A 17,522-nucleotide genomic window follows, 5' to 3' on the forward strand; every position below is an offset into this window, starting at 1 on the left:
CGCGCTAGCGGTAGGGGAGCCAGGTGCCCTCGTCGAGGGCGGTCATGGCGGCCGCGCGGGCTCCGTCGTCGGAGAACGTCCACAGGGTGTCGCCGATGACGAGGGAGCGGACGATGCCGCCCGGCTGCCGGATGCGGCCCGCCCGGGTGATGGACGAGCCGGTCACCTTGAGGACGAGCGCCTCCGCGTCCGCCGTCCCGTCGGCTCCCCGCGACGCCGGGACGACGGTCAGGCCCGACTTCGGCCAGTACAGGAACGCGTGCGGGTCGAACTCGACCTGGGACGTCGCGCCGGGCAGCGTGTAGGCGGCGATCCGGCGCGGCGCGCCGGAGACGTCGAAGAGGGACACCTGGAGGCCGGTCGTGCGGCCGGACGTCTCGGCGTCCTGGCCGACGCCGAGCAGCCTGCCGCCGCCCGCGGGGTGCAGGTACGCCGAATAGCCGGTGATCTTGAGTTCGCCGGTGCGGCGGGGGCGGCGGGGGTCGGTGAGGTCCACGGTGTACAGCGGGTCGGTCCGCCGGAACGTCACGACGTAGGCGGTGGCGCCGAGGAACCGGACGGCGTGGATCCGCTCGCCCTTGCCGAGCCCGTCGAGCCGTCCGACCTGGTCGAGGCGGGCGCCGTGCTGGGCGAGGACGTGCACCGAACTCTGCGATTTCGCGCCGTTCCGGTCGGTGGTCGTGGCGAGGCGGAGGTTCCCGCCGTGCTCGGACATCGCGTACTGGTTGAGCAGGAACCCCTTGACCGACCCTGACGCGGCGTAGCGCGGACGCGCGGGGCCGCTCAGGTCGAACTTGTAGATGTCGGTACGCGGATCGGGGCGCTTCTTGGTCGACCACCTGAACAGCTCCGGAGGCATGCCGGTGACGTACAGGCTCTTGCCGTTGCCATAGACGGTGGAGCCGTCCGCCGTGACGGCGATGGGCTGCGGGTCACCGAGGCCCTTGCCCAGATCCAGCGTGAGCACGGTCAGCATCGACGAGCCCTTGTACGAGGACGGTCGGCTGACCTGGTCGCAGGGCGCGCGGTACGTCCTGCCGTCGCCGAGGGTGAAGGCCGGGAGCCAGGCGTCGAGCGGGGCCTTCCAGACCTCCACCCGGTTCTCCTCGATCGCGTCCTCCCGGCCCGTCCCGCCGGGGAAGTCGATCCGCGGCTCCGACCGCACCACGACGCGTACCGTCGAGCCGCTCTGCCGCGCGTCCAGGTACTGGACGTCGGAGTCCATCGTCCCGATGATCTTGGGTGGCCCGGCGAGGTCGACCAGCGTGAGGCGCATGGCCCGGCCGGTGTACCCGGGCGGCGGTGTGTCGCCGGCATAGGCCGGCGTGCGGTTCGTCAGCACGAGCGCGCGGTCGCCGCTGAGCAGCAGTTCGGCGCGGTCGAACCGGCCGAGGCCCGGCAGGTCCAGCGTGTGGGCGATCTCGCGGGTGGCGGGGTCGACGACGTGGAGGCGCCGGCCGGCGACCGCCACGATCCGGCGGCCGTCGGTCTTGACGAGGTCGGGCTCGTCCGCGCCCGGCTCGTGGGCGTTCGTCGCCGAGTACTCCTGCGGCGCGGCGGCCTCGGCGGGCAGCCGGCCGCCCTTGCTCAGCGCCCAGTTCCCGTCCGCGGGCAGCATCGGCATGTCGCTGAGCCCGTTCGGGCCGACCCGGTCGACGGTGGCGCGGCGCAGATCGTCGAGGAGCGCGTCGCAGCCGGCGTAGGCGACGAGCCGCACCCCCGGCGCCGGGTCCGGCCGCGTCCCGGAGTGGGGCGCGCCGGAGCAGCCGGCCGCCAGGAGCGCCACCGCGGCCGCTACCGAGATTCGACCCCGCATGGACGTTGGACGCCCGTACCGGCCGCCCGGTTTCCGTTATTCGTCCTTTTTCTTACGCTGCTGCTTCTCGTGCTTGGCGATGAGGGTGTCGATCTGCACGCTCAGCCGCGAGCCGAGCGGCCAGCCGATGTAGTGGGTCAGGAAGATGCCGATCTCGCGCAGCTCCGCCGGCGACAGCTCGCCGTTGCCGAGCGCCGCCGGGATCTGGATGTCCAGGACGTCGTTGAGCCCCTGCCCGGCGAGGGCGCCGACGAGCAGCAGCCGCCGGTCCCGCATGCTCAGCCCGGGCCGCGTCCAGATGTCGCCGAACAGGTGGTCGACGGTGATGCCGAAGAAGTCGCCCGGCCCGTCCCCGACCTCCCAGCCGTAGACCTGCCGCATCATCTCCAGCCCGCGCTCGCGCCGCTCATCCATCGCTGTCTCCCTCCGGCAGCCCGAGCCCGGGGCCGAACCGGTCGCGGGCGATCCGGGCGAGCGGGACGTCCACTCCCAGCTCGTCCGCCAGTTCCAGGGCGAGCGACAGGTCCTTCTCGCCGAGGTCCCGGGTGTGGCACAGGATGTCGTAGAGGTCGTCGCCCGGCTCCAGCGGCGCGGTCGTCGGGCGCAGCATGATCGAGCCGGCGCCGCCGGTGATCGCGTCGGTGTGCCGGACGACCCGCCCGAGCTTGCGCAGCGACACCCCGGACGCCTCCGCGAGCCGCTGCGCCTCGGCGGCGGCGGTGAAGGAGATGAAGTGCAGCATGTTGCGGGCCAGCTTCGCGCGGGTGCCCGCGCCCGCCGGCCCCATGTGCAGGACGAGGTCCGCCCACGCGCCGAACGGCTCCCGGCAGCGCTCGAACGCCTCGTCCGTCCCGCCGACCATCACCGCGAGGGTGCCCGCGCTCGCCCCCATGAACCCGCCGCTGACCGGCGCGTCCACGACGTCGATCGAGTAGCGCCGGGCCTGCGCCGCGAGCTCCTCGGCCGTCGCCGCCCTGATCGTCGAGTGGATCGCCAGCACCGTGCCCGGCCGCGCCGAGGCGAGCACCTCCGCGCCCACCTCGCGCACCTGCGCGTCGTCCCGCACCATGACCGAGACCAGGTCGGCGTGCGCGGCGGCCTCGGCGACGCTCCCGGCCGCCCGCGCGCCCGCCTTCACCAGCGGCGCCACCGCCTCCGGGCGCGCGTCGTACACGACCAGGCCCGCGCCGGCCAGGTGCCCGGCCATGGGCGCGCCCATCTGGCCGAGCCCGATGAACGCGACCGTCATGAGCGGAACACCTCGCCGCCGTCCACATTGACGATCTGCCCGGTGATCCAGGCGGCGTCGTCGGACAGCAGGAACAGGCAGGCGCCGACGAGGTCCTCGGGGGAGCCCATGCGCTTGAGCGCCATCTTGTCCTGGACGATCTTCTGCGACATGTTGCCGGGCACGACCGTCCGGTTGGCCTCGGTGTCGATCGGCCCGGGGGCGATCGCGTTGACGCGGATGTTCATGCTGCCCAGCTCGTGCGCGAGCTGCTGCGTCAGCCCGTTGACGCCGACCTTCGCCAGCCCGTAGAAGCCGGAGTACTGCCACGCCGCCGTGGACGACTGGTTGACGATCGAGCCGCCGCCGCGCTCCTGCATGTGGGGATAGCAGGCGCGCGCGCACAGCAGCGCACCGTCCATGTTCACGGACATGAACTTCTTGTAGTAGTCCCAGTCGACCGTGAAGAGGAAGTCCAGCTTCATCGTCCCGAAGATGGCGGCGTTGTTGACGAGGTGGTCGATCCCGCCGAACCGCTCCTTCGCGGCCGCCGCCATGGCCTCCACCGACGCGGGGTCGGACACGTCCGTCCGGACGAACAGGCCCTTGACGTCGTCGGCCACGCCCTGCCCGCGCTCGTCCACGTCGGCGACGACGACGTGCGCGCCCTCCGCCGCCAGTGCCCGCGCGTACGCCTCGCCGATGCCCTGCGCGGCCCCTGTGACCACCGCGACCTTTCCCTCGAACCTCACAAGCCCTCCGCGATCGCCTTGGTCTCCAGGTACTCCTCGAACCCGGCCACGCCCATCTCGCGGCCGATGCCCGACTGCTTGTAGCCGCCGAACGGGACGTCCGCGCTGTACCAGACACCGCCGTTCACGCTGACCGTCCCGGTGCGCAGCCGCCGCGCGACCGTGCGCGCCCGCTCCACGTCACCGCCGTGCACCGCGCCCGACAGCCCGTAGGGCGAGTCGTTGGCGACCCGCACCGCGTCGTCGTCGCCGTCGTGCGGCAGCAGGACCAGCACCGGGCCGAAGATCTCCTCCCGCGCCGCGCGGGCCTCGTTCGGCAGGCCGGTGATCAGCGTCGGCTCGATCCAGAACCCCTTGTCGCGGCCCTCCGGGCGCCCGCCGCCGCACGCGAACGCGCCGCCCTCCTCGACCGCGAGCTCCAGGTAGCCCTCGATCCGCTCGCGCTGCTTCGCGGAGATCACCGGGCCGCAGATCGTCCGGTCGTCCTGCGGGTCGCCGACGCCGAGCTTGGCCAGCGTCCCCGCCGTGATCTCGGCGGCCTCCGCGTAGCGCTCGCGCGGGACGAGGATCCGGGTGGTGATCGCGCACCCCTGCCCGGCGTGCGCGACCCCGGAGAACGCCGCGTACGAGCACGCCGCCCGCAGGTCGGCGTCGTCCAGCACGATGAACGCCGACTTGCCGCCGAGCTCCAGGAAGACCCGCTTGAGCGTGCCGGCCGCGCTCGCCATCACCTCCCGGCCGGTCGCGGTGGAGCCGGTGAACGACACCAGGTCGACGCGCGGGTCCCGCGTCAGCTGGGCGCCGAGCCCGTGGTCGGACGACGTCACCACGTTGACGACGCCCGCCGGGATGTCGGTCTCCTCCGCGATGACCTCGCCGAGCACCGCCGCGCACCACGGGGTGTCGGGCGCGGGCTTCAGCACCACCGTGTTCCCCGCCGCGAGCGCCGGGCCCAGCTTGGCCAGGTTGATCTGGTGCGGGAAGTTCCACGGGGTGACGGCGCCGACGACGCCCGCCGCCTCCCGGCGCACCCGCCGGTGGCTGGCCATCCCCATCGGCTCGGCCCGGCCGAGGTCGCGTTCCCACTCGTAGGACTCCACGAGGCCGGCGAACCAGCCCAGGTCGTCGACGGGCGCGTCGAGCTGGGCGCCGAACGTCAGGAAGCGGGGCGCGCCCACCTCCCGGATCGTCAGGTCGCGCAGCTCGTCGGCGCGCCGCTTCAGGCCGTCCCGGAGCTGGTTCAGGCAGCGCGCCCGGAACGCGTGGTCGGTCGACCAGGCGGTCTCGTCGAACGCGCGGCGGGCGGCGCCGATCGCGCGGTCCATGTCGGCTGCGGTGGCGTCGGCGGCGGTGCCGAGCACCTCCTCGGTCGCGGGGTTGATCGTCTCGAAGGCGCCGCCCGTCCCGGGGACGAGCCGCCCGTCCAGCAGAAGCAAGCGATCGGTTGTTCTGGACACTTGTCCAGACTACAGTTCAGCCCCGCCCGGAGCGCAAGGGCCCGGCCCCGGCCGGGTGGCCGGCGGGCCGCGCGGCCGGACGAGATCCGACCGCCGGAAAATACGTTGCGGCCGTCCCGCCGCCGATGGCACTGTGGACGTCGTCGGCCCGCACACGACGGTTGAGAGGAGGACCGGCCATGGCTCTGGAGCAGTATCGACTTCGACTGCCCTCGGCGTCGCACGCCCGCCCCGGCCGGTATCCCGCCTTCTAGGAACCCCGGCCGAGCCGCCGCGAGTGACGCCCACCTCGACCACGCGGCTCTACCCCAACCGGCAGAGGGACCACTTTCAGGAAGTGGACGTTCCGGGTTCGACTCCCGGGAGCCGCACGCCTCCGTAGTCCAACGGTAGAGACAGCGGCATGAGGTGCCGTGTGCTGGGGGTTCGAATCCCTCCGGAGGTACGAGAACGTCCAGGGGCGGCGCCGACGCTCGGAGAGTCGGGCCTGGCTGTAACCCAGGTGCCTCGCGCTGAGTGGGTTCGAATCCCACCCGCCCCACCGAGATCCCACCCGCCCCAGAGATCCCGCCCGTGCGCCCGCCGCGTTCACAGGCTCAGCCCGCCGCCGCAGACGAGGGTCTGGCCGCTGACGTAGTCGGACTCGGGCATGCAGAGCAGGTGGACCGCGCCGGCGGCCTCCTCGGGCGTGCCGGTGCGGCCGAGCGGGATCATCCGCTCCGCCGCCGCCAGCAGCTCCGGGTTGACGCCGACCCTGATGTCGCGGCCCCCGACGTCGATGGTGCCGCCCCGGCCGGCGGCCGCCTCGGTCAGCCGGGTGCGGATGAAGCCGAACGCCACGGTGTTGACCGTGACGTTGTACCGGCCCCATTCCTTGGCGAGCGTCTTGGTCATCCCGGTGACGCCCGCCTTCGCCGCCGCGTAGTTGACCTGCCCGGCGTTGCCGCCGAGACCGGCGACCGACGAGATGTTGACGACCTTGCGGCAGGCGACCGGCCCCCCGGCCTCCCGCTCCCGGCGCACCGCCGCGGCGATGACCGGCTGGGCCGCGCGCAGGATGCGGAAGGGCGCGGTCAGGTGCACGTCGAGGATCGCGGCCCACTGCTCGTCGGTCATCTTCTGGACGACCGAGTCCCACGTGTAGCCGGCGTTGTTGACGATGATGTCGATTCCGCCGAAGGCGTCGACGGCCGCGGCCGTGAACCGCCCGGCGAAGGCGGCGTCGGTGACGCTGCCGGGGCAGGCGACCGCGGCGCCCCCGCGCGCCTCCACCTCCTTGGCCGTCTCCGCGGCCGGCCCGTCGTCGAGGTCGTTGACCACGACGCGGGCCCCGTCGGCGGCCAGTTTGAGCGCGATCTCGCGGCCGATCCCGCGTCCGGCTCCGGTCACCAGCGCGGTGCGTCCGTCCAGCTTTCCCATGGTTCTCCTTCGTGTGCTGTGGCAGTGAGCGTCAGTCGCGCGGTCGGGAGCGGCGGAGGGCGAAGCCGAGGGCCGCGAGGGTCGCCGCCGCGCACAGCCAGGCGAAGACGTCGCCGACGACGCGGTACGGGGTGGAGGTGCCGCGCGTGGGGACGTCCACGATCCAGGGGGCGTTGTCGCCGGGCGTGGTGTCCTGCTGCGCTCCGCCGTCACCGCGAACTCGGTGGGGCCGCTCCAGACCCCGATCTGCTGCGTGCTGAACATACCGGCGAAGCTACGGATCCCCGTCCGCCCGGCCGAGCACCGTGCCTCGCACGTTCCATGACCCTCGCGCGCACGCCGCACGCCGCCCGCCGCCCCGTGCGGACCTGGGTTGATGCCGGTCGGCCGCGGCTGCGGCGGTTAGGATGCGTCCGTGAGCAGGTCGGCACTACCGGGGGACGTGGCCCGGCGGCTGGTGGCGATCGGGGAGCGGCAGGGCCTGGACGGGGCGTCGCTGCTGCGGCGCGCGGGGCTGCCCGCGAACGCCGCGGACCCGTACGGCGGCGCCGTGACGGTCTCCCAGGTGTCGGAGCTGACGCAGGAGCTGTGGCTGCTGACCGGGGACGAGCTGTTCGGGCTGGGGCCGCCCGTGCGCCTCGGCGCGTTCCAGCTCATGATGCGCTCGGTGATCCACGTCCCGGACCTGCGGGCCGCGCTGCGGCGGCTGGCCGAGGCCGGCGAGGTGCTCGGAACGCCCCGGCTGCGCGTGACCGTCGGCGACGCCCTCGTGGAGGTGGAGATCGACGTCAGCGCGCTGGACGACCCCGACCATCTGGGCGGCGAACTCCTCGCCACGCTGATCCACCGGGTCCTCGGCTGGCTCGCCGGGCGGCGGATCGTCCTGCGCGAGCTGCGCCTGCCGTGGCCGTCGCCCGCCAGCGCCGCCGACTACGAGGTCGTGTTCGGCCGGCACCCGGAGTTCGACGCCGCCGGGCTGGTGCTGGCCTTCGACCGGGCGCTGCTGACGGCGCCGCTGGTGCGGGACGAGCGGCAGCTCGCCGACTACCTGGCCGACCAGCCGAACGTCTGGTTCGTGACCCGCGACTACGGGTCCTCCACCGCCGACCAGGTGCGCAGCATCCTGGAGCGCGGGCTGAGCGGGGACTGGCCGGTGCCCGACGAGATCGCCGCGCGGCTCAGCGTCAGCACCCAGCACCTGCGCAGGCTGCTGCGGGCCGAGCAGACCTCGATCGGCCAGCTCAAGGAGGACCTGCTGCGCGAGGTCGCCGTCGCCAGCCTCACCCGCGGCGAGGAGTCGGTCGAAGAGCTGGCGAGGCGGCTCGGGTTCTCCGAGGCGAGCGCGTTCCGGCGCGCGTTCCGCCGGTGGACCGGGCGGCCGCCGGGCGCCTACCGGCCCGGGGACGGCCGCCCGCGCGCGGGCGGCCGGTGAGCCGGCCCCGTCAGCGGGCCCGGTCCGGCCGCCGCCCGCGCTCGTAGAGCGCCTCGATCTCCGCCGCGTACCGCTCGGCGATCTCCCGCCGCCGCAGCTTGCCGGTCGGGGTCAGCTCCGCGCCGCCCGGCGCCCACGGGCCGGGCAGGACCGCGAAGTCCTTGATCTGCTCGACCCGTGACAGCGTCGCGTTCGCCCGCGCGACGCCCGCCCCGACGGCCGCGCGCACCTCGGTGTCGCCGGCGAGGCCGTGCGCGGCGGCCGGGTCGAGGACGATCAGCGCCACCACGTACGGGCGGCGATCGCCCACCACGACGACGGACGCGGCCTGCGGGCAGCAGGCGAGCACGGCGTTCTCGATGTTCGCCGGCGACATGTTCTTGCCCGCGGAGTTGACGATCAGGTCCTTCTTGCGGTCGACGATCGTGACGTACCCGTCGGCGTCGACCGTGCCCACGTCGCCGGTGCGCAGCCAGCCGTCCGCGCCGATCGCCTCGGCCGTCCGCTCCGGGTCGCCGCGGTAGCCGCGCATGAGCGCCGGCCCGCGCAGCAGCAGCTCCCCGTCGGCCGCCACCCGCACCTCGACGTCCCGCATCGGGCGGCCGACCGTCCCCGGCCGGATCGCGCCCGGCCGGTTGATCGTCCCGGCGGCGGACGACTCCGACATCGCCCACCCCTCGCACAGCTCGATGCCGAGCGACTGGAAGAACCGGACGGTCTCGGCGGCGATCGGGGCGGAGCCGGTGATGACGGCGGCCGCCTCGTCCAGGCCGATCCGGGCCCGGATCGGCCGCAGCACCAGCCGGTCCGCGACGGCCCGCCGGGCCGCCAGGCGGGCCGGCAGCGGGCGGCCGGCGGCCTGCCGCTCCGCGGCCAGGCGGGCGACGCCCATGGCCCATTCGGCGGCGTGCCGGCGCACGCCGGTCCGCGCGCCGATCGCCTGGGTGACCGCGGCCTGGGTCTTGTACCAGAAGGCCGGGACGCCGAGGAAGACGGTCGGCCGGACGGCGGGCAGCGCCTGCGCCACGGCCTTCAGGTCGGCCACGGTGGTGATCGAGGAGCCGGCGGCCATCGCGAGGTAGTGGCTGAAGTACCGGTTGGCCACGTGGGCGTCCGGAAGGTAGGAGACCATGCGCCCGGCGCGCGCGCCCGCGCCCACGTGGGGGAGCGCGAGGCCGTCGCGCAGGCAGGCGAGGATCGCGCGGTGCTCCACCTCGACGCCCTTGGGCGGCCCCGTCGTCCCGGAGGTGTAGATCAGGGTGGCGAGGTCGGCGGGGTCCACCGCCCGCCAGGCGGCGTCGAAGTCGAATGCCGCCGGCCGCCGCGCCTCCAGTTCGGCCAGCGGCAGGGTGCCCTCGGGCGCGCCGTCGACGCAGACGATGTGCTCCAGCGCCCCGCCCACCGCCTCGCTCGCCGCGCGGACCGCCGGCACCCACTGCCGCTCGGTCACCACCACCCGGTTGCCCGCGTTGGCGAACAGGTGCGCGATCTGCGCCGGCGGGCTGGTGTTGTAGACCGAGAAGGGCGTCGCGCCGAGATGCAGCGCCGCCGTGTCCGCGAGATGGAACTCCGGCCGGTTGGTGAGCATGAGCGCCACGGTGTCCCCGCGGCGGACGCCGAGCGAGGCGAGGCCGCCGGCGATCCGGCGCACGCGCTCGGCGTACTCGCGCCAGGTGAGCTCCACGCTGCCGTCCGAGGCGCGCAGGGCGACCTCGCCGGGCCGCGCGGCGGCCGTGCGCTGGAAGAGGTCGGCGAGGCTCCGCGCCGACAGTGGTTCGTCTCTGGCGTCCATGGGCGACCTGGCTCCTCGTCCCCGGGCGGTCCCGGCCCCTGCCGGGGCCCGGCTTGCGCCGCCCGGACGTCCGCCATCGTCGGTCGGGTGCCCCGGGCTCGGACAGGACCGCCGCGCGCCCATTGCGGGACCCCCGCGCTCAGGCGGCGGGCCGGGCGGTGTGCCGCCGTTGCGCATCCGGCGTCGCTGAACTAATGTCTGGACACGTGTCCGGAAACCAGGAGCTGACGACCGAGCCCACCCGCCGCCGCCTCACCGAGCGGCAGGCCGACACGGTGCGGCGGCTGACCGACGCCGCCGTGGTGGAGGTCGGCGAGACCGGCTACGAGGGGCTGACCGTCCGCAACGTGGCCAGGCGCGCCGGGGTCGCCCCCGCGACCGCCTACACCTACTTCGCCTCCAAGAACCATCTCATCACCGAGGTGTTCTGGCGGCGGCTCAGCGCGCTGCCGCCGGTGGAGGCCGACGGCGCGCTGCTCGAACGCGTGGTGGAGGTGCTGCGCGACATCGCCCTGCTGGTGTCGGACGAGCCGGAGCTGGCGGCCGCGTGCACCACCGCGCTGCTCGGCACCGACCCCGACGTCCGGGAACTGCGGGTGCGGATCGGCGTCGCGATCCGCGAGCGGCTGCGGGCCGCGCTCCGCGACCACGACGATCCCAAGATCCTCGGTGCGCTGGAGCTGGCCTACACCGGCGCGCTCGTGCACGCGGGCATGGGCTACACGTCCTACGCCCGCATGGCCGACCGGCTCGCCGAGATGGCAGAGCTCATCCTGCCCGAACCCCCCCGAGTGAGGTGACGGCCGTGGACCCTGCTGCGCAGGTCTCCTACAGCCCGTTCGACTACGCCGTCCACGAAGACCCCTATCCCGTCTACGCGCGCCTGCGCGAGGAGGCGCCCCTCTACCGCAACGACGAGATCGGCTTCTGGGCGCTGTCCCGGCACGCCGACGTCGCGGCGGCCTTCCGCGACCACGGCACGTTCTCCAGCTCCCACGGCGTCTCGGTGGAACCGAGCGCCTGGGGCCCGCACGCGCACCGCACGATGTCGTTCCTGGCGCTCGACCCGCCCAGCCACACGCGGATGCGCGCACTGGTGTCCAAGGGCTTCACGCCGCGGCGCGTCAAGGAGATGCAGGACGGCATCCGGGCGCTGACCCTCCGCCATCTGGAACCCGCCCTGGAGAAGGGCGAGTTCGACTTCGTCTCCGACTTCGCCGGGCTGCTGCCCATGGACGTCATCTCCGAGATGATGGGCGTCCCCGAGGCCGACCGGGTCGAGGTCCGCCGCCTCGCCGACACGGTCGTGCACCGCGAGGAGGGCCTCAACGACGTCCCGCCCGCCGGGATGGACGCCGCGCTCACCCTCGTCGGCTACTACCAGGACATGGTCGCCGAACGGCGCCGCAGGCCCGCCGGCGACCTGACCTCGGCGCTGCTGGAGGCCGAGACCGACGGCGACCGGCTGGACGACACCGAGGTCATCGCGTTCCTGTTCCTGATGGTCGTCGCCGGCAACGAGACCACGACCAAGCTGCTCGCCAACGCCCTGTACTGGGGGTCGCGCAACCCCGGCCAGGCGGCCAAGCCCCTGGCCGACCCGGCGCGCGTCGACGACTGGGTGGAGGAGACGCTCCGCTACGACACCTCCAGCCAGATGCTGGCCCGCAAGGTCGTGAAGGACGTCGAACTGCACGGCCGGCGGGTCACCGCGGGCGAGCGCGTGCTGCTGCTCGTCGGGTCCGCCAACCGCGACCCGCGTGTGTTCGCCGACGCCGACGCCTACGACCTCGACCGCGACACCTCCCAGCTCGTCAGCTTCGGCGGCGGCCGGCACTTCTGCCTCGGCGCGAACCTGGCCCGGCTGGAGGCGCGGATCGCGCTGACGGAGTTCGTCCGGCGCGTCCGGTCCTACGAGGTCGACCACGCGAACGCCGAGCGGGTCCACTCGGTGAACGTGCGCGGCTTCGCGTCCCTGCCCGTGCGCGTGGAGGTGCGCTGATGCCCCGGTTCGACCCCCATCCCGAGCGGCGGCCCGCCGTGGTGACCGGCGCGTCCTCCGGGATCGGCGCGGCGACGGCGACCGCGCTGGCGATGGCCGGGCACCCGGTCGCGCTCGGCGCGCGGCGCGCCGACAAGTGCGAGGAGCTGGCCGCGACGATCCGGGCCGGCGGGGGAGAGGCGTTCGCGCACCCGCTGGACGTCGCCGACTCCGACTCCGTCAAGGCGTTCGCGGCCGCCGCCGGCGACGCGCTCGGCCCGGTCGAGGTCGTCGTGTCCAGTGCCGGGGACCTGGCCGCCGGGCGCCTGCACGAGATCGGCTCCGACGCGTTCGCCGCGCAGGTCGAGGTCCACCTCGTCGGCGCGCACCGGCTCGTGTCGCACTTCGTCCCGCGGATGGTGGCGCGGCGGCGCGGCGACATCGTGTTCGTCTCGTCCGACACCGTCCCCGCCCCCCGCTCCTGGACGGGCGCCTACGTCGCCGCCAAGAACGGCGTCGAGGGCATGGCCCGCACGATGCAGATGGAACTGGAGGGGACGGGCGTCCGCGCGTCCATCGTCCGGCCCGGCCCCACCGCGACCGGGATGGGCATGAGCTGGGACGCCGGCACCACCGGCGCCGTCCTGGAGGACTGGGTGAAGTGGGGCCACGCCCGCCACCCGTACTTCCTGCGCCCCTCCGACGTCGCCGCGGCCGTCGCCGCGATCGTCGCGACCCCGCGCGGCGCCCATCTGCGGCTCGTCGAAGTACAGCCCGAAGCCCCCCTGGAGGAGTCATGACAGCGTTGGTGGAGCCGCGCACCGTGTCGGGCGGGCCCGACCACCTGGAGGAGCTGCGCTCGGACCCGATCGGGCTGATGCGCCGGGTCCGGGAGGAGTGCGGCGACGTCGGCGAGTTCGTGCTCGCCGGGCGGCGGGTCGTGCTGCTGTCGGGCGCCGAGGCCAACGAGTTCTTCTTCCGCGCCCCCGACGAGGAGCTCGACCAGGCCGAGGCGTACCCGTTCATGACGCCGATCTTCGGCGAGGGCGTGGTGTTCGACGCCACCCCCGAGCAGCGCCGCGAGGCCCTGCACAACCAGGCGCTCAAGGGCTCGTTCATGAAGGGCCACGCCGCGACGATCTCCGCCGAGGTCGACCGGATGATCGCAGGCTGGGGCGACGAGGGCGAGATCGACCTGCTCGACTTCTTCGCCGAGCTGACGATCTACACCTCGTCGGCGTGCCTGATCGGGCGCAAGTTCCGCGAGCAGCTCGACCGCCGGTTCGCCGACCTCTACCACGACCTCGAACGCGGCACCGACGCGATCGCCTACGTCGATCCGCACGCCGACATCGAGAGCTTCCGCAAGCGCGACGCGGCGCGCGCCGCGCTCGTCGGACTCGTCCAGGGCATCATGGACGGCCGCGACCCGCGACCGCCGAAGGAGGACCGCGACCTCCTCGACGTCCTGATGTCCATCAAGGACCCCGACGGGACGCTGAAGTTCGACGCCGACCAGGTCACCGGCATGTTCATCTCGATGATGTTCGCCGGGCACCACACCACGTCCGGCACCGCCGCCTGGACGCTCATCGAGCTGCTCCGCCACCCCGAGGTGCTGAGCGGCGTCGTGGCGGAACTGGACGAGCTGTACGACGACGGCCGCGAGGTGTCGTTCCAGGCGCTGCGCGCCATCCCCCGGCTGGAGTCGGCGGTCAAGGAGGCGCTGCGGCTGCACCCGCCGCTGATCCTGCTGCTGCGGGTCGCGCAGTCCGACCAGGAGGTGCTCGGCCACCGCATCCCCGCCGGGACGATGGTCGGCTGCAGCCTCGCCGTGTCCAACCGGATCGAGAGCGACTTCCCCGACCCGGACGCGTTCGTCCCGGACCGCTACGTCGCGCCCCGCGAGGAGGACCTCCTCAACCGCTGGACGTGGGTGCCGTTCGGCGCCGGCCGGCACCGCTGCGTCGGGGCGAACTTCGCGATGATGCAGCTCAAGGCCATCTTCTCGGTACTGCTGCGGGACTGGGAGTTCGAGGCCGCGCAGCCGCCCGAGACCTACCGCAACGACCACTCCAAGATGGTCGTCCAGCTCGCCCAGCCGTGCGCCGTCCGCTACCGCAGGAGGCGGCGGTGAGGGTCGAGGCCGACCTGGACCTGTGCCAGGGCCACGCCATGTGCGAGCTGGAGGCCCCCGACGTCTTCGAGGTCCCGCACAAGGGCAAGGTGCGGGTCCTCGACGCCGAACCGCCCGCCGACCTGCGCGCCGAGGTCGCCGCCGCCGTCCGCTACTGCCCCACCCAGGCCCTCAGACTGCTGGAGACGTGATGCCCTCGTTCCCCCGTGAAGAGCTCGACGCGATGGTCGAGCACTGGCTGGCCGAGAACCGCCGCTGCGAGGAGGCCGGCGACTGGCGCCCGCTGGCCGACCTCTACACCGAGGACGCCACCTACGGCTGGAACATCGGCCCCGACCAGGACTTCATGGCCGTCGGCCGGGACGAGATCCGCGACCTCGCGCTCGGCTCGGAGATGGGCGGCCTCGACGGCTGGACGTACCCGTACCAGAGCATCCTCGTCGACGAGGTGAAGGGCGAGGTCGTCGGGTTCTGGAAGCAGGTCGCCGACGCGGTCCGCCCCGACGGGACGCCCTACGAGGTGCTCGGCATCGGCGGGTCCTGGTTCCGCTACGCCGGGGACCGGCGGTGGTCGTGGCAGCGCGACTGGTTCGACCTCGGCAACGTCACCTCGGTGTTCGTCGAGATGATGAAGGCGGGGGTGCTGTCGGACGGGATGAAGCGGCGCCTCGACCGGGCCGCGGCCGGCGAGCCGATCCCCGGCTACTACCGGCGCGGCGAGAGCCCCGTCCCGATCTGGTGACGGCGCGCCCGGCCGGGTGACCGGGGCCGGCGGGTCAGATCTGGCCCTCGGGCTTCGGCGGGATCGTCGCCTTGATCGACGGTCCGAGCTCGATCAGCACGTCCCCGGCCGGGTTGTACTTCGGCGGCACCGTCACCTCGACGTACGCCTGCCGGCCGACCGCGGTGAAGGTGACCGGTCGGTCGGCGGGCACCCCGAACCAGTCGACCCCGTTGATCGTCACCAGCTGGGAGGTGGGCTGGAGCGCGGCGGGGCGGGGCACGCCGCAGCGCAGCGCGATCGCGGGCGACCCCCACGCGGCGGTCAGCGGCGAGCCGGGGGAGGTGTCGCGGCGCTCCTGCCCGCGCACCGTCGCGGGCAGCCGCAGGCCCTCGCACAGCCGCGTGACGGCCGCGTCCGGGCTCGGCGCGGGTACCTGCACGGCGCCGTCGCCGCAGGCCGCCGCCAGCACCGCCGGCCCGGCGAGCAGCACCGCCGCGAGGCGCCGGCGCCCCGCTCCCCCCGCAAAGACCATCTAGATGTGCACGATCGGGCAGGTGAGCGTGCGGGTGATGCCCTCGATCGCCTGGATCTGCGCCACCACGAGCCTGCCCAGCTCGTCGACGTTGCGCGCCTCCGCGCGGACGATCACGTCGTAGGGCCCCGTGACGTCCTCCGCCAGGGTGACGCCCGCCACGCCGGAGATGTGGCTCGCCACCTCGGCGGCCTTACCGACTTCGGTCTGGATGAGGATGTAGGCCTGCACCATCACGTCCTCCCCAAGCGGAGAATCTACCGTCGGACGGTTCACCGTATCGTGTTACGCGCCGCCGCGGCATGCCGGGGCGGCGGGTGTCCCGGCGGGGCGGCCCGAGCAGGCGGAACACGGGGGAACGGACGCGGATGGGCACGATCGGCGAGCTGGGCGAGTTCGGGTTGATCGACCGGCTGGTGCGGCGGCTGCCGCAGGGCCCGGCGGTCCGGCTCGGCCCCGGCGACGACGCGGCCGTGGTCGCCGCGCCGGACGGGCGCGTCGTCGCCACCACGGACCTGCTCGTGGAGGGGCGGCACTTCCGCCGCGACTGGTCCGGCCCCTACGACATCGGGCGCAAGGCCGCCGCGCAGAACCTCGCCGACGTCGTCGCGATGGGCGCCCGGCCGACCGCCCTCCTGGTCGGTTTCGCGGCGCCGCCCGAGACCGGCGCGGACTGGGCGGAGGCGCTCTACGACGGCCTGGCCGACGAGTGCCGCGCCGCCGGGGCCTCGGTCGCGGGCGGCGACGTCGTGTCCGCGCCGCGGGTCACCCTCGCGATCACCGCGCTCGGCGACCTCGGCGGCGCGGCGCCGCTCACCCGGTCCGGCGCCCGCCCCGGCGACTGCGTCGCCGTCCGCGGCAGGCTCGGCCACGCCGCCGCCGGCCTCGCGCTGCTCACCGAGGGCCGCGACGGCCCCGCGGAGCTGATCGCCGCGCACCGGCGCCCCGAACCGCCCTACGAGGCCGGGGACGAGGCCCGCGCCCACGGCGCCACCGCCCTGCTGGACGTGTCGGACGGGCTCGTCCAGGACCTCGGCCACATCGCGGACGCGAGCGGCGTGCGCGTCGAGATCGACTCCGCGGCCGTCCCCGTCCCGGAGATCCTCGGCCCGGACGGGCTGCGGTACGCGCTCACCGGCGGTGAGGACCACGCGTTCGCCGCGACGTTCCCGGGGCCCGTCCCGGCGTCCTGGTCGCGGATCGGCGCCGTGGCGGCGGGTTCGGGAGTGCGCGTGGACGGCCGCGAACCGCCGCCCGGCGCATGGGACCATTTCGCCGTTTGAACGGCGGGTGCACGCAGCGCGTACGGCCGTGTGCGTTGACGCATCCGGTAGGCAGGTTTGGGGCGGGTTTGGTATACATCCTGTGATCGAAGAGGGATGGGATGGGACGACACACGAGGCACGAGCGACCGGACGGTGAACCCGTACCGGGCACCTCGGCATCCCAGGAGCCGTATTACGCGGCCCCGGTCGACCCGTCCTACGAGGCGTCCTACGAGGCGTTCTCCGGGCCCACCGACGACCGGGTCTTCGTGTCGTCGTACGAGCGGCCCAGGTCGGGTCCCCCGCCCGCCCCGGAGGGGTACCGCTTCGACCCGCTCCCGGGGGACTACCCCGGCGACTATCCCGGCGCCCCCGAACCCGCCTACGCTCCCGAAGACCCGGACGGCCCGGTCGACCGGCCGCGGGCGGGCGCCTCCGACGAACCGGGCGGCGGCCGCGGCCTCACGAAGTTCATCGCGAAACTGCCGCTCCCGCTGCTGCCGATCGTCGCGCTCGTCGTCGCGGTCGGATCGGTCTCCTACGCGCTGAGCACGCAGCAGATATCGCTCAACTTCGCGGGCGGCGGCGGAGCCCCCCGCGACACGCAGAGCAACCCCCGCGACAGCCAGGTCTCCCAGCGCGGGCCGGGGGAGCGCGCCGGCCGCGGCAACGCCCGCGCCGACGGCCTCGTCATCTCCTTCAAGGTCGCCTCGAAGCGGCCCGGCGGCTTCAAGGCCACCGCGACCATCGCCAACAGGGGCCAGGCGCCCGTCGCCAAGTGGGCCCTCGCCTTCACGATCCCCGACGCGTCGGTCACCGCGATCAGCGGCGCCACCGTCGTGCGGACCGGGCGGCTCGCCTTCGTCCGGGGCCGCAGCGCGATCGCCCCCGGCGACAGCGTCCGCATCGTGTTCACCGCGCAGGGCACCGCCTCCAAGCCGACCACCTGCGTCCTGAACAAGCTCCCCTGCGCCCTCCTCTGAGCAC

At 74.0% G+C, this 17,522-nt stretch carries 19 protein-coding genes and 3 tRNA genes; 12 read left to right on the top strand and 10 right to left on the bottom strand.

Annotated features, from left to right (window positions below):
- Positions 1-4: 4 nt before the first annotated feature.
- The 5 genes from HUT06_RS12330 to HUT06_RS12350 are packed head-to-tail and all read right to left on the bottom strand — an operon-like array spanning position 5 to position 5,253.
- The gene (locus tag HUT06_RS12330) at positions 5-1,816 is read right to left on the bottom strand and encodes a beta-propeller domain-containing protein (RefSeq protein ID WP_176195848.1); all 1,812 of its coding nucleotides are present in this window, start codon (positions 1,814-1,816) and stop codon (positions 5-7) included.
- Between the two features lie 36 nt (positions 1,817-1,852).
- Positions 1,853-2,230, bottom strand: a complete 378-nt coding sequence (locus HUT06_RS12335) for a carboxymuconolactone decarboxylase family protein (protein WP_176195849.1) — start codon at positions 2,228-2,230, stop codon at positions 1,853-1,855.
- Positions 2,223-3,065 carry an NAD(P)-dependent oxidoreductase gene (locus tag HUT06_RS12340; RefSeq protein WP_176195850.1) on the bottom strand — a complete coding sequence of 281 codons (843 nt, stop codon included), beginning with the start codon at positions 3,063-3,065 and terminating at the stop codon, positions 2,223-2,225. Before HUT06_RS12340 ends, HUT06_RS12335 begins: the two co-directional genes overlap by 8 nt.
- Positions 3,062-3,796, bottom strand: a complete 735-nt coding sequence (locus tag HUT06_RS12345) for an SDR family oxidoreductase (protein ID WP_176195851.1) — start codon at positions 3,794-3,796, stop codon at positions 3,062-3,064. Before HUT06_RS12345 ends, HUT06_RS12340 begins: the two co-directional genes overlap by 4 nt.
- Positions 3,793-5,253, bottom strand: a complete 1,461-nt coding sequence (locus HUT06_RS12350) for an aldehyde dehydrogenase (RefSeq protein WP_176195852.1) — start codon at positions 5,251-5,253, stop codon at positions 3,793-3,795. The genes HUT06_RS12345 and HUT06_RS12350 overlap by 4 nt, the downstream gene beginning before the upstream one ends.
- 297 nt (positions 5,254-5,550) lie before the next feature.
- On the opposite strand from HUT06_RS12350, the gene HUT06_RS12355 reads away from it, so the two are divergent.
- The 3 genes from HUT06_RS12355 to HUT06_RS12365 all read left to right on the top strand — a co-directional run bounded on the left by HUT06_RS12355 (position 5,551) and on the right by HUT06_RS12365 (position 5,794).
- Positions 5,551-5,624 (top strand) — tRNA-Leu (locus HUT06_RS12355).
- A 1-nt stretch (position 5,625) separates the two neighbouring features.
- A tRNA-Leu gene (locus HUT06_RS12360) sits at positions 5,626-5,698 on the top strand.
- A 12-nt stretch (positions 5,699-5,710) separates the two neighbouring features.
- Positions 5,711-5,794 (top strand) — tRNA-Tyr (locus HUT06_RS12365).
- A 47-nt stretch (positions 5,795-5,841) separates the two neighbouring features.
- Here the strand turns inward: HUT06_RS12365 and HUT06_RS12370 are convergent.
- Entirely contained in the window at positions 5,842-6,672 is an 831-nt protein-coding gene (locus HUT06_RS12370) for an SDR family NAD(P)-dependent oxidoreductase (protein ID WP_176195853.1), read from the bottom strand.
- A 31-nt stretch (positions 6,673-6,703) separates the two neighbouring features.
- Positions 6,704-6,832 (bottom strand): hypothetical protein, encoded by a 129-nt coding sequence (locus HUT06_RS45200; protein ID WP_302931802.1) that lies wholly within the window; start codon positions 6,830-6,832, stop codon positions 6,704-6,706.
- Between the two features lie 255 nt (positions 6,833-7,087).
- On the opposite strand from HUT06_RS45200, the gene HUT06_RS12375 reads away from it, so the two are divergent.
- Positions 7,088-8,104, top strand: coding sequence for an AraC family transcriptional regulator (locus tag HUT06_RS12375; protein WP_176195854.1), 1,017 nt, complete (start codon positions 7,088-7,090; stop codon positions 8,102-8,104).
- Between the two features lie 10 nt (positions 8,105-8,114).
- On the opposite strand, the gene HUT06_RS12380 is transcribed toward HUT06_RS12375, so the two are convergent.
- On the bottom strand, positions 8,115-9,896 hold the full coding sequence (locus HUT06_RS12380; RefSeq protein ID WP_176195855.1) for a long-chain fatty acid--CoA ligase: 1,782 nt from the start codon (positions 9,894-9,896) through the stop codon (positions 8,115-8,117).
- Between the two features lie 206 nt (positions 9,897-10,102).
- On the opposite strand from HUT06_RS12380, the gene HUT06_RS12385 reads away from it, so the two are divergent.
- Genes HUT06_RS12385 through HUT06_RS12410 form a run of 6 tightly spaced genes read left to right on the top strand, consistent with a single transcriptional unit; the run spans position 10,103 to position 14,756 of the window.
- Positions 10,103-10,696, top strand: coding sequence for a TetR/AcrR family transcriptional regulator (locus tag HUT06_RS12385; protein ID WP_254715136.1), 594 nt, complete (start codon positions 10,103-10,105; stop codon positions 10,694-10,696).
- Positions 10,697-10,701: 5 nt separating this feature from the next.
- On the top strand, positions 10,702-11,898 hold the full coding sequence (locus HUT06_RS12390) for a cytochrome P450 (RefSeq protein ID WP_217711293.1): 1,197 nt from the start codon (positions 10,702-10,704) through the stop codon (positions 11,896-11,898).
- Positions 11,898-12,677 carry an SDR family oxidoreductase gene (locus HUT06_RS12395; protein WP_176195857.1) on the top strand — a complete coding sequence of 260 codons (780 nt, stop codon included), beginning with the start codon at positions 11,898-11,900 and terminating at the stop codon, positions 12,675-12,677. The genes HUT06_RS12390 and HUT06_RS12395 overlap by 1 nt, the downstream gene beginning before the upstream one ends.
- Entirely contained in the window at positions 12,674-14,014 is a 1,341-nt protein-coding gene (locus tag HUT06_RS12400; protein WP_176195858.1) for a cytochrome P450, read from the top strand. The genes HUT06_RS12395 and HUT06_RS12400 overlap by 4 nt, the downstream gene beginning before the upstream one ends.
- A complete protein-coding gene (locus HUT06_RS12405; protein WP_176195859.1) occupies positions 14,011-14,205 on the top strand; it encodes a ferredoxin in 195 nt (64 codons plus the stop codon). The genes HUT06_RS12400 and HUT06_RS12405 overlap by 4 nt, the downstream gene beginning before the upstream one ends.
- Positions 14,205-14,756: a nuclear transport factor 2 family protein gene (locus HUT06_RS12410; protein WP_176195860.1), complete on the top strand. Its 552-nt coding sequence runs from the start codon at positions 14,205-14,207 to the stop codon at positions 14,754-14,756. The genes HUT06_RS12405 and HUT06_RS12410 overlap by 1 nt, the downstream gene beginning before the upstream one ends.
- Positions 14,757-14,790: 34 nt before the next feature.
- On the opposite strand, the gene HUT06_RS12415 is transcribed toward HUT06_RS12410, so the two are convergent.
- Positions 14,791-15,270, bottom strand: a complete 480-nt coding sequence (locus tag HUT06_RS12415; RefSeq protein WP_176195861.1) for a DUF3515 domain-containing protein — start codon at positions 15,268-15,270, stop codon at positions 14,791-14,793.
- Complete coding sequence (locus HUT06_RS12420) at positions 15,271-15,504, bottom strand: Lrp/AsnC family transcriptional regulator (RefSeq protein WP_176195862.1); 234 nt, start codon at positions 15,502-15,504, stop codon at positions 15,271-15,273.
- A gap of 134 nt (positions 15,505-15,638) precedes the next feature.
- On the opposite strand from HUT06_RS12420, the gene HUT06_RS12425 reads away from it, so the two are divergent.
- A complete protein-coding gene (locus HUT06_RS12425; protein ID WP_176195863.1) occupies positions 15,639-16,553 on the top strand; it encodes a thiamine-phosphate kinase in 915 nt (304 codons plus the stop codon).
- A 101-nt stretch (positions 16,554-16,654) separates the two neighbouring features.
- A complete protein-coding gene (locus tag HUT06_RS12430; protein WP_176195864.1) occupies positions 16,655-17,518 on the top strand; it encodes a cellulose binding domain-containing protein in 864 nt (287 codons plus the stop codon).
- The last annotated feature ends 4 nt before the right edge of the window (positions 17,519-17,522 follow it).

This window comes from Actinomadura sp. NAK00032 (assembly GCF_013364275.1).
GTDB lineage: Bacteria > Actinomycetota > Actinomycetes > Streptosporangiales > Streptosporangiaceae > Spirillospora.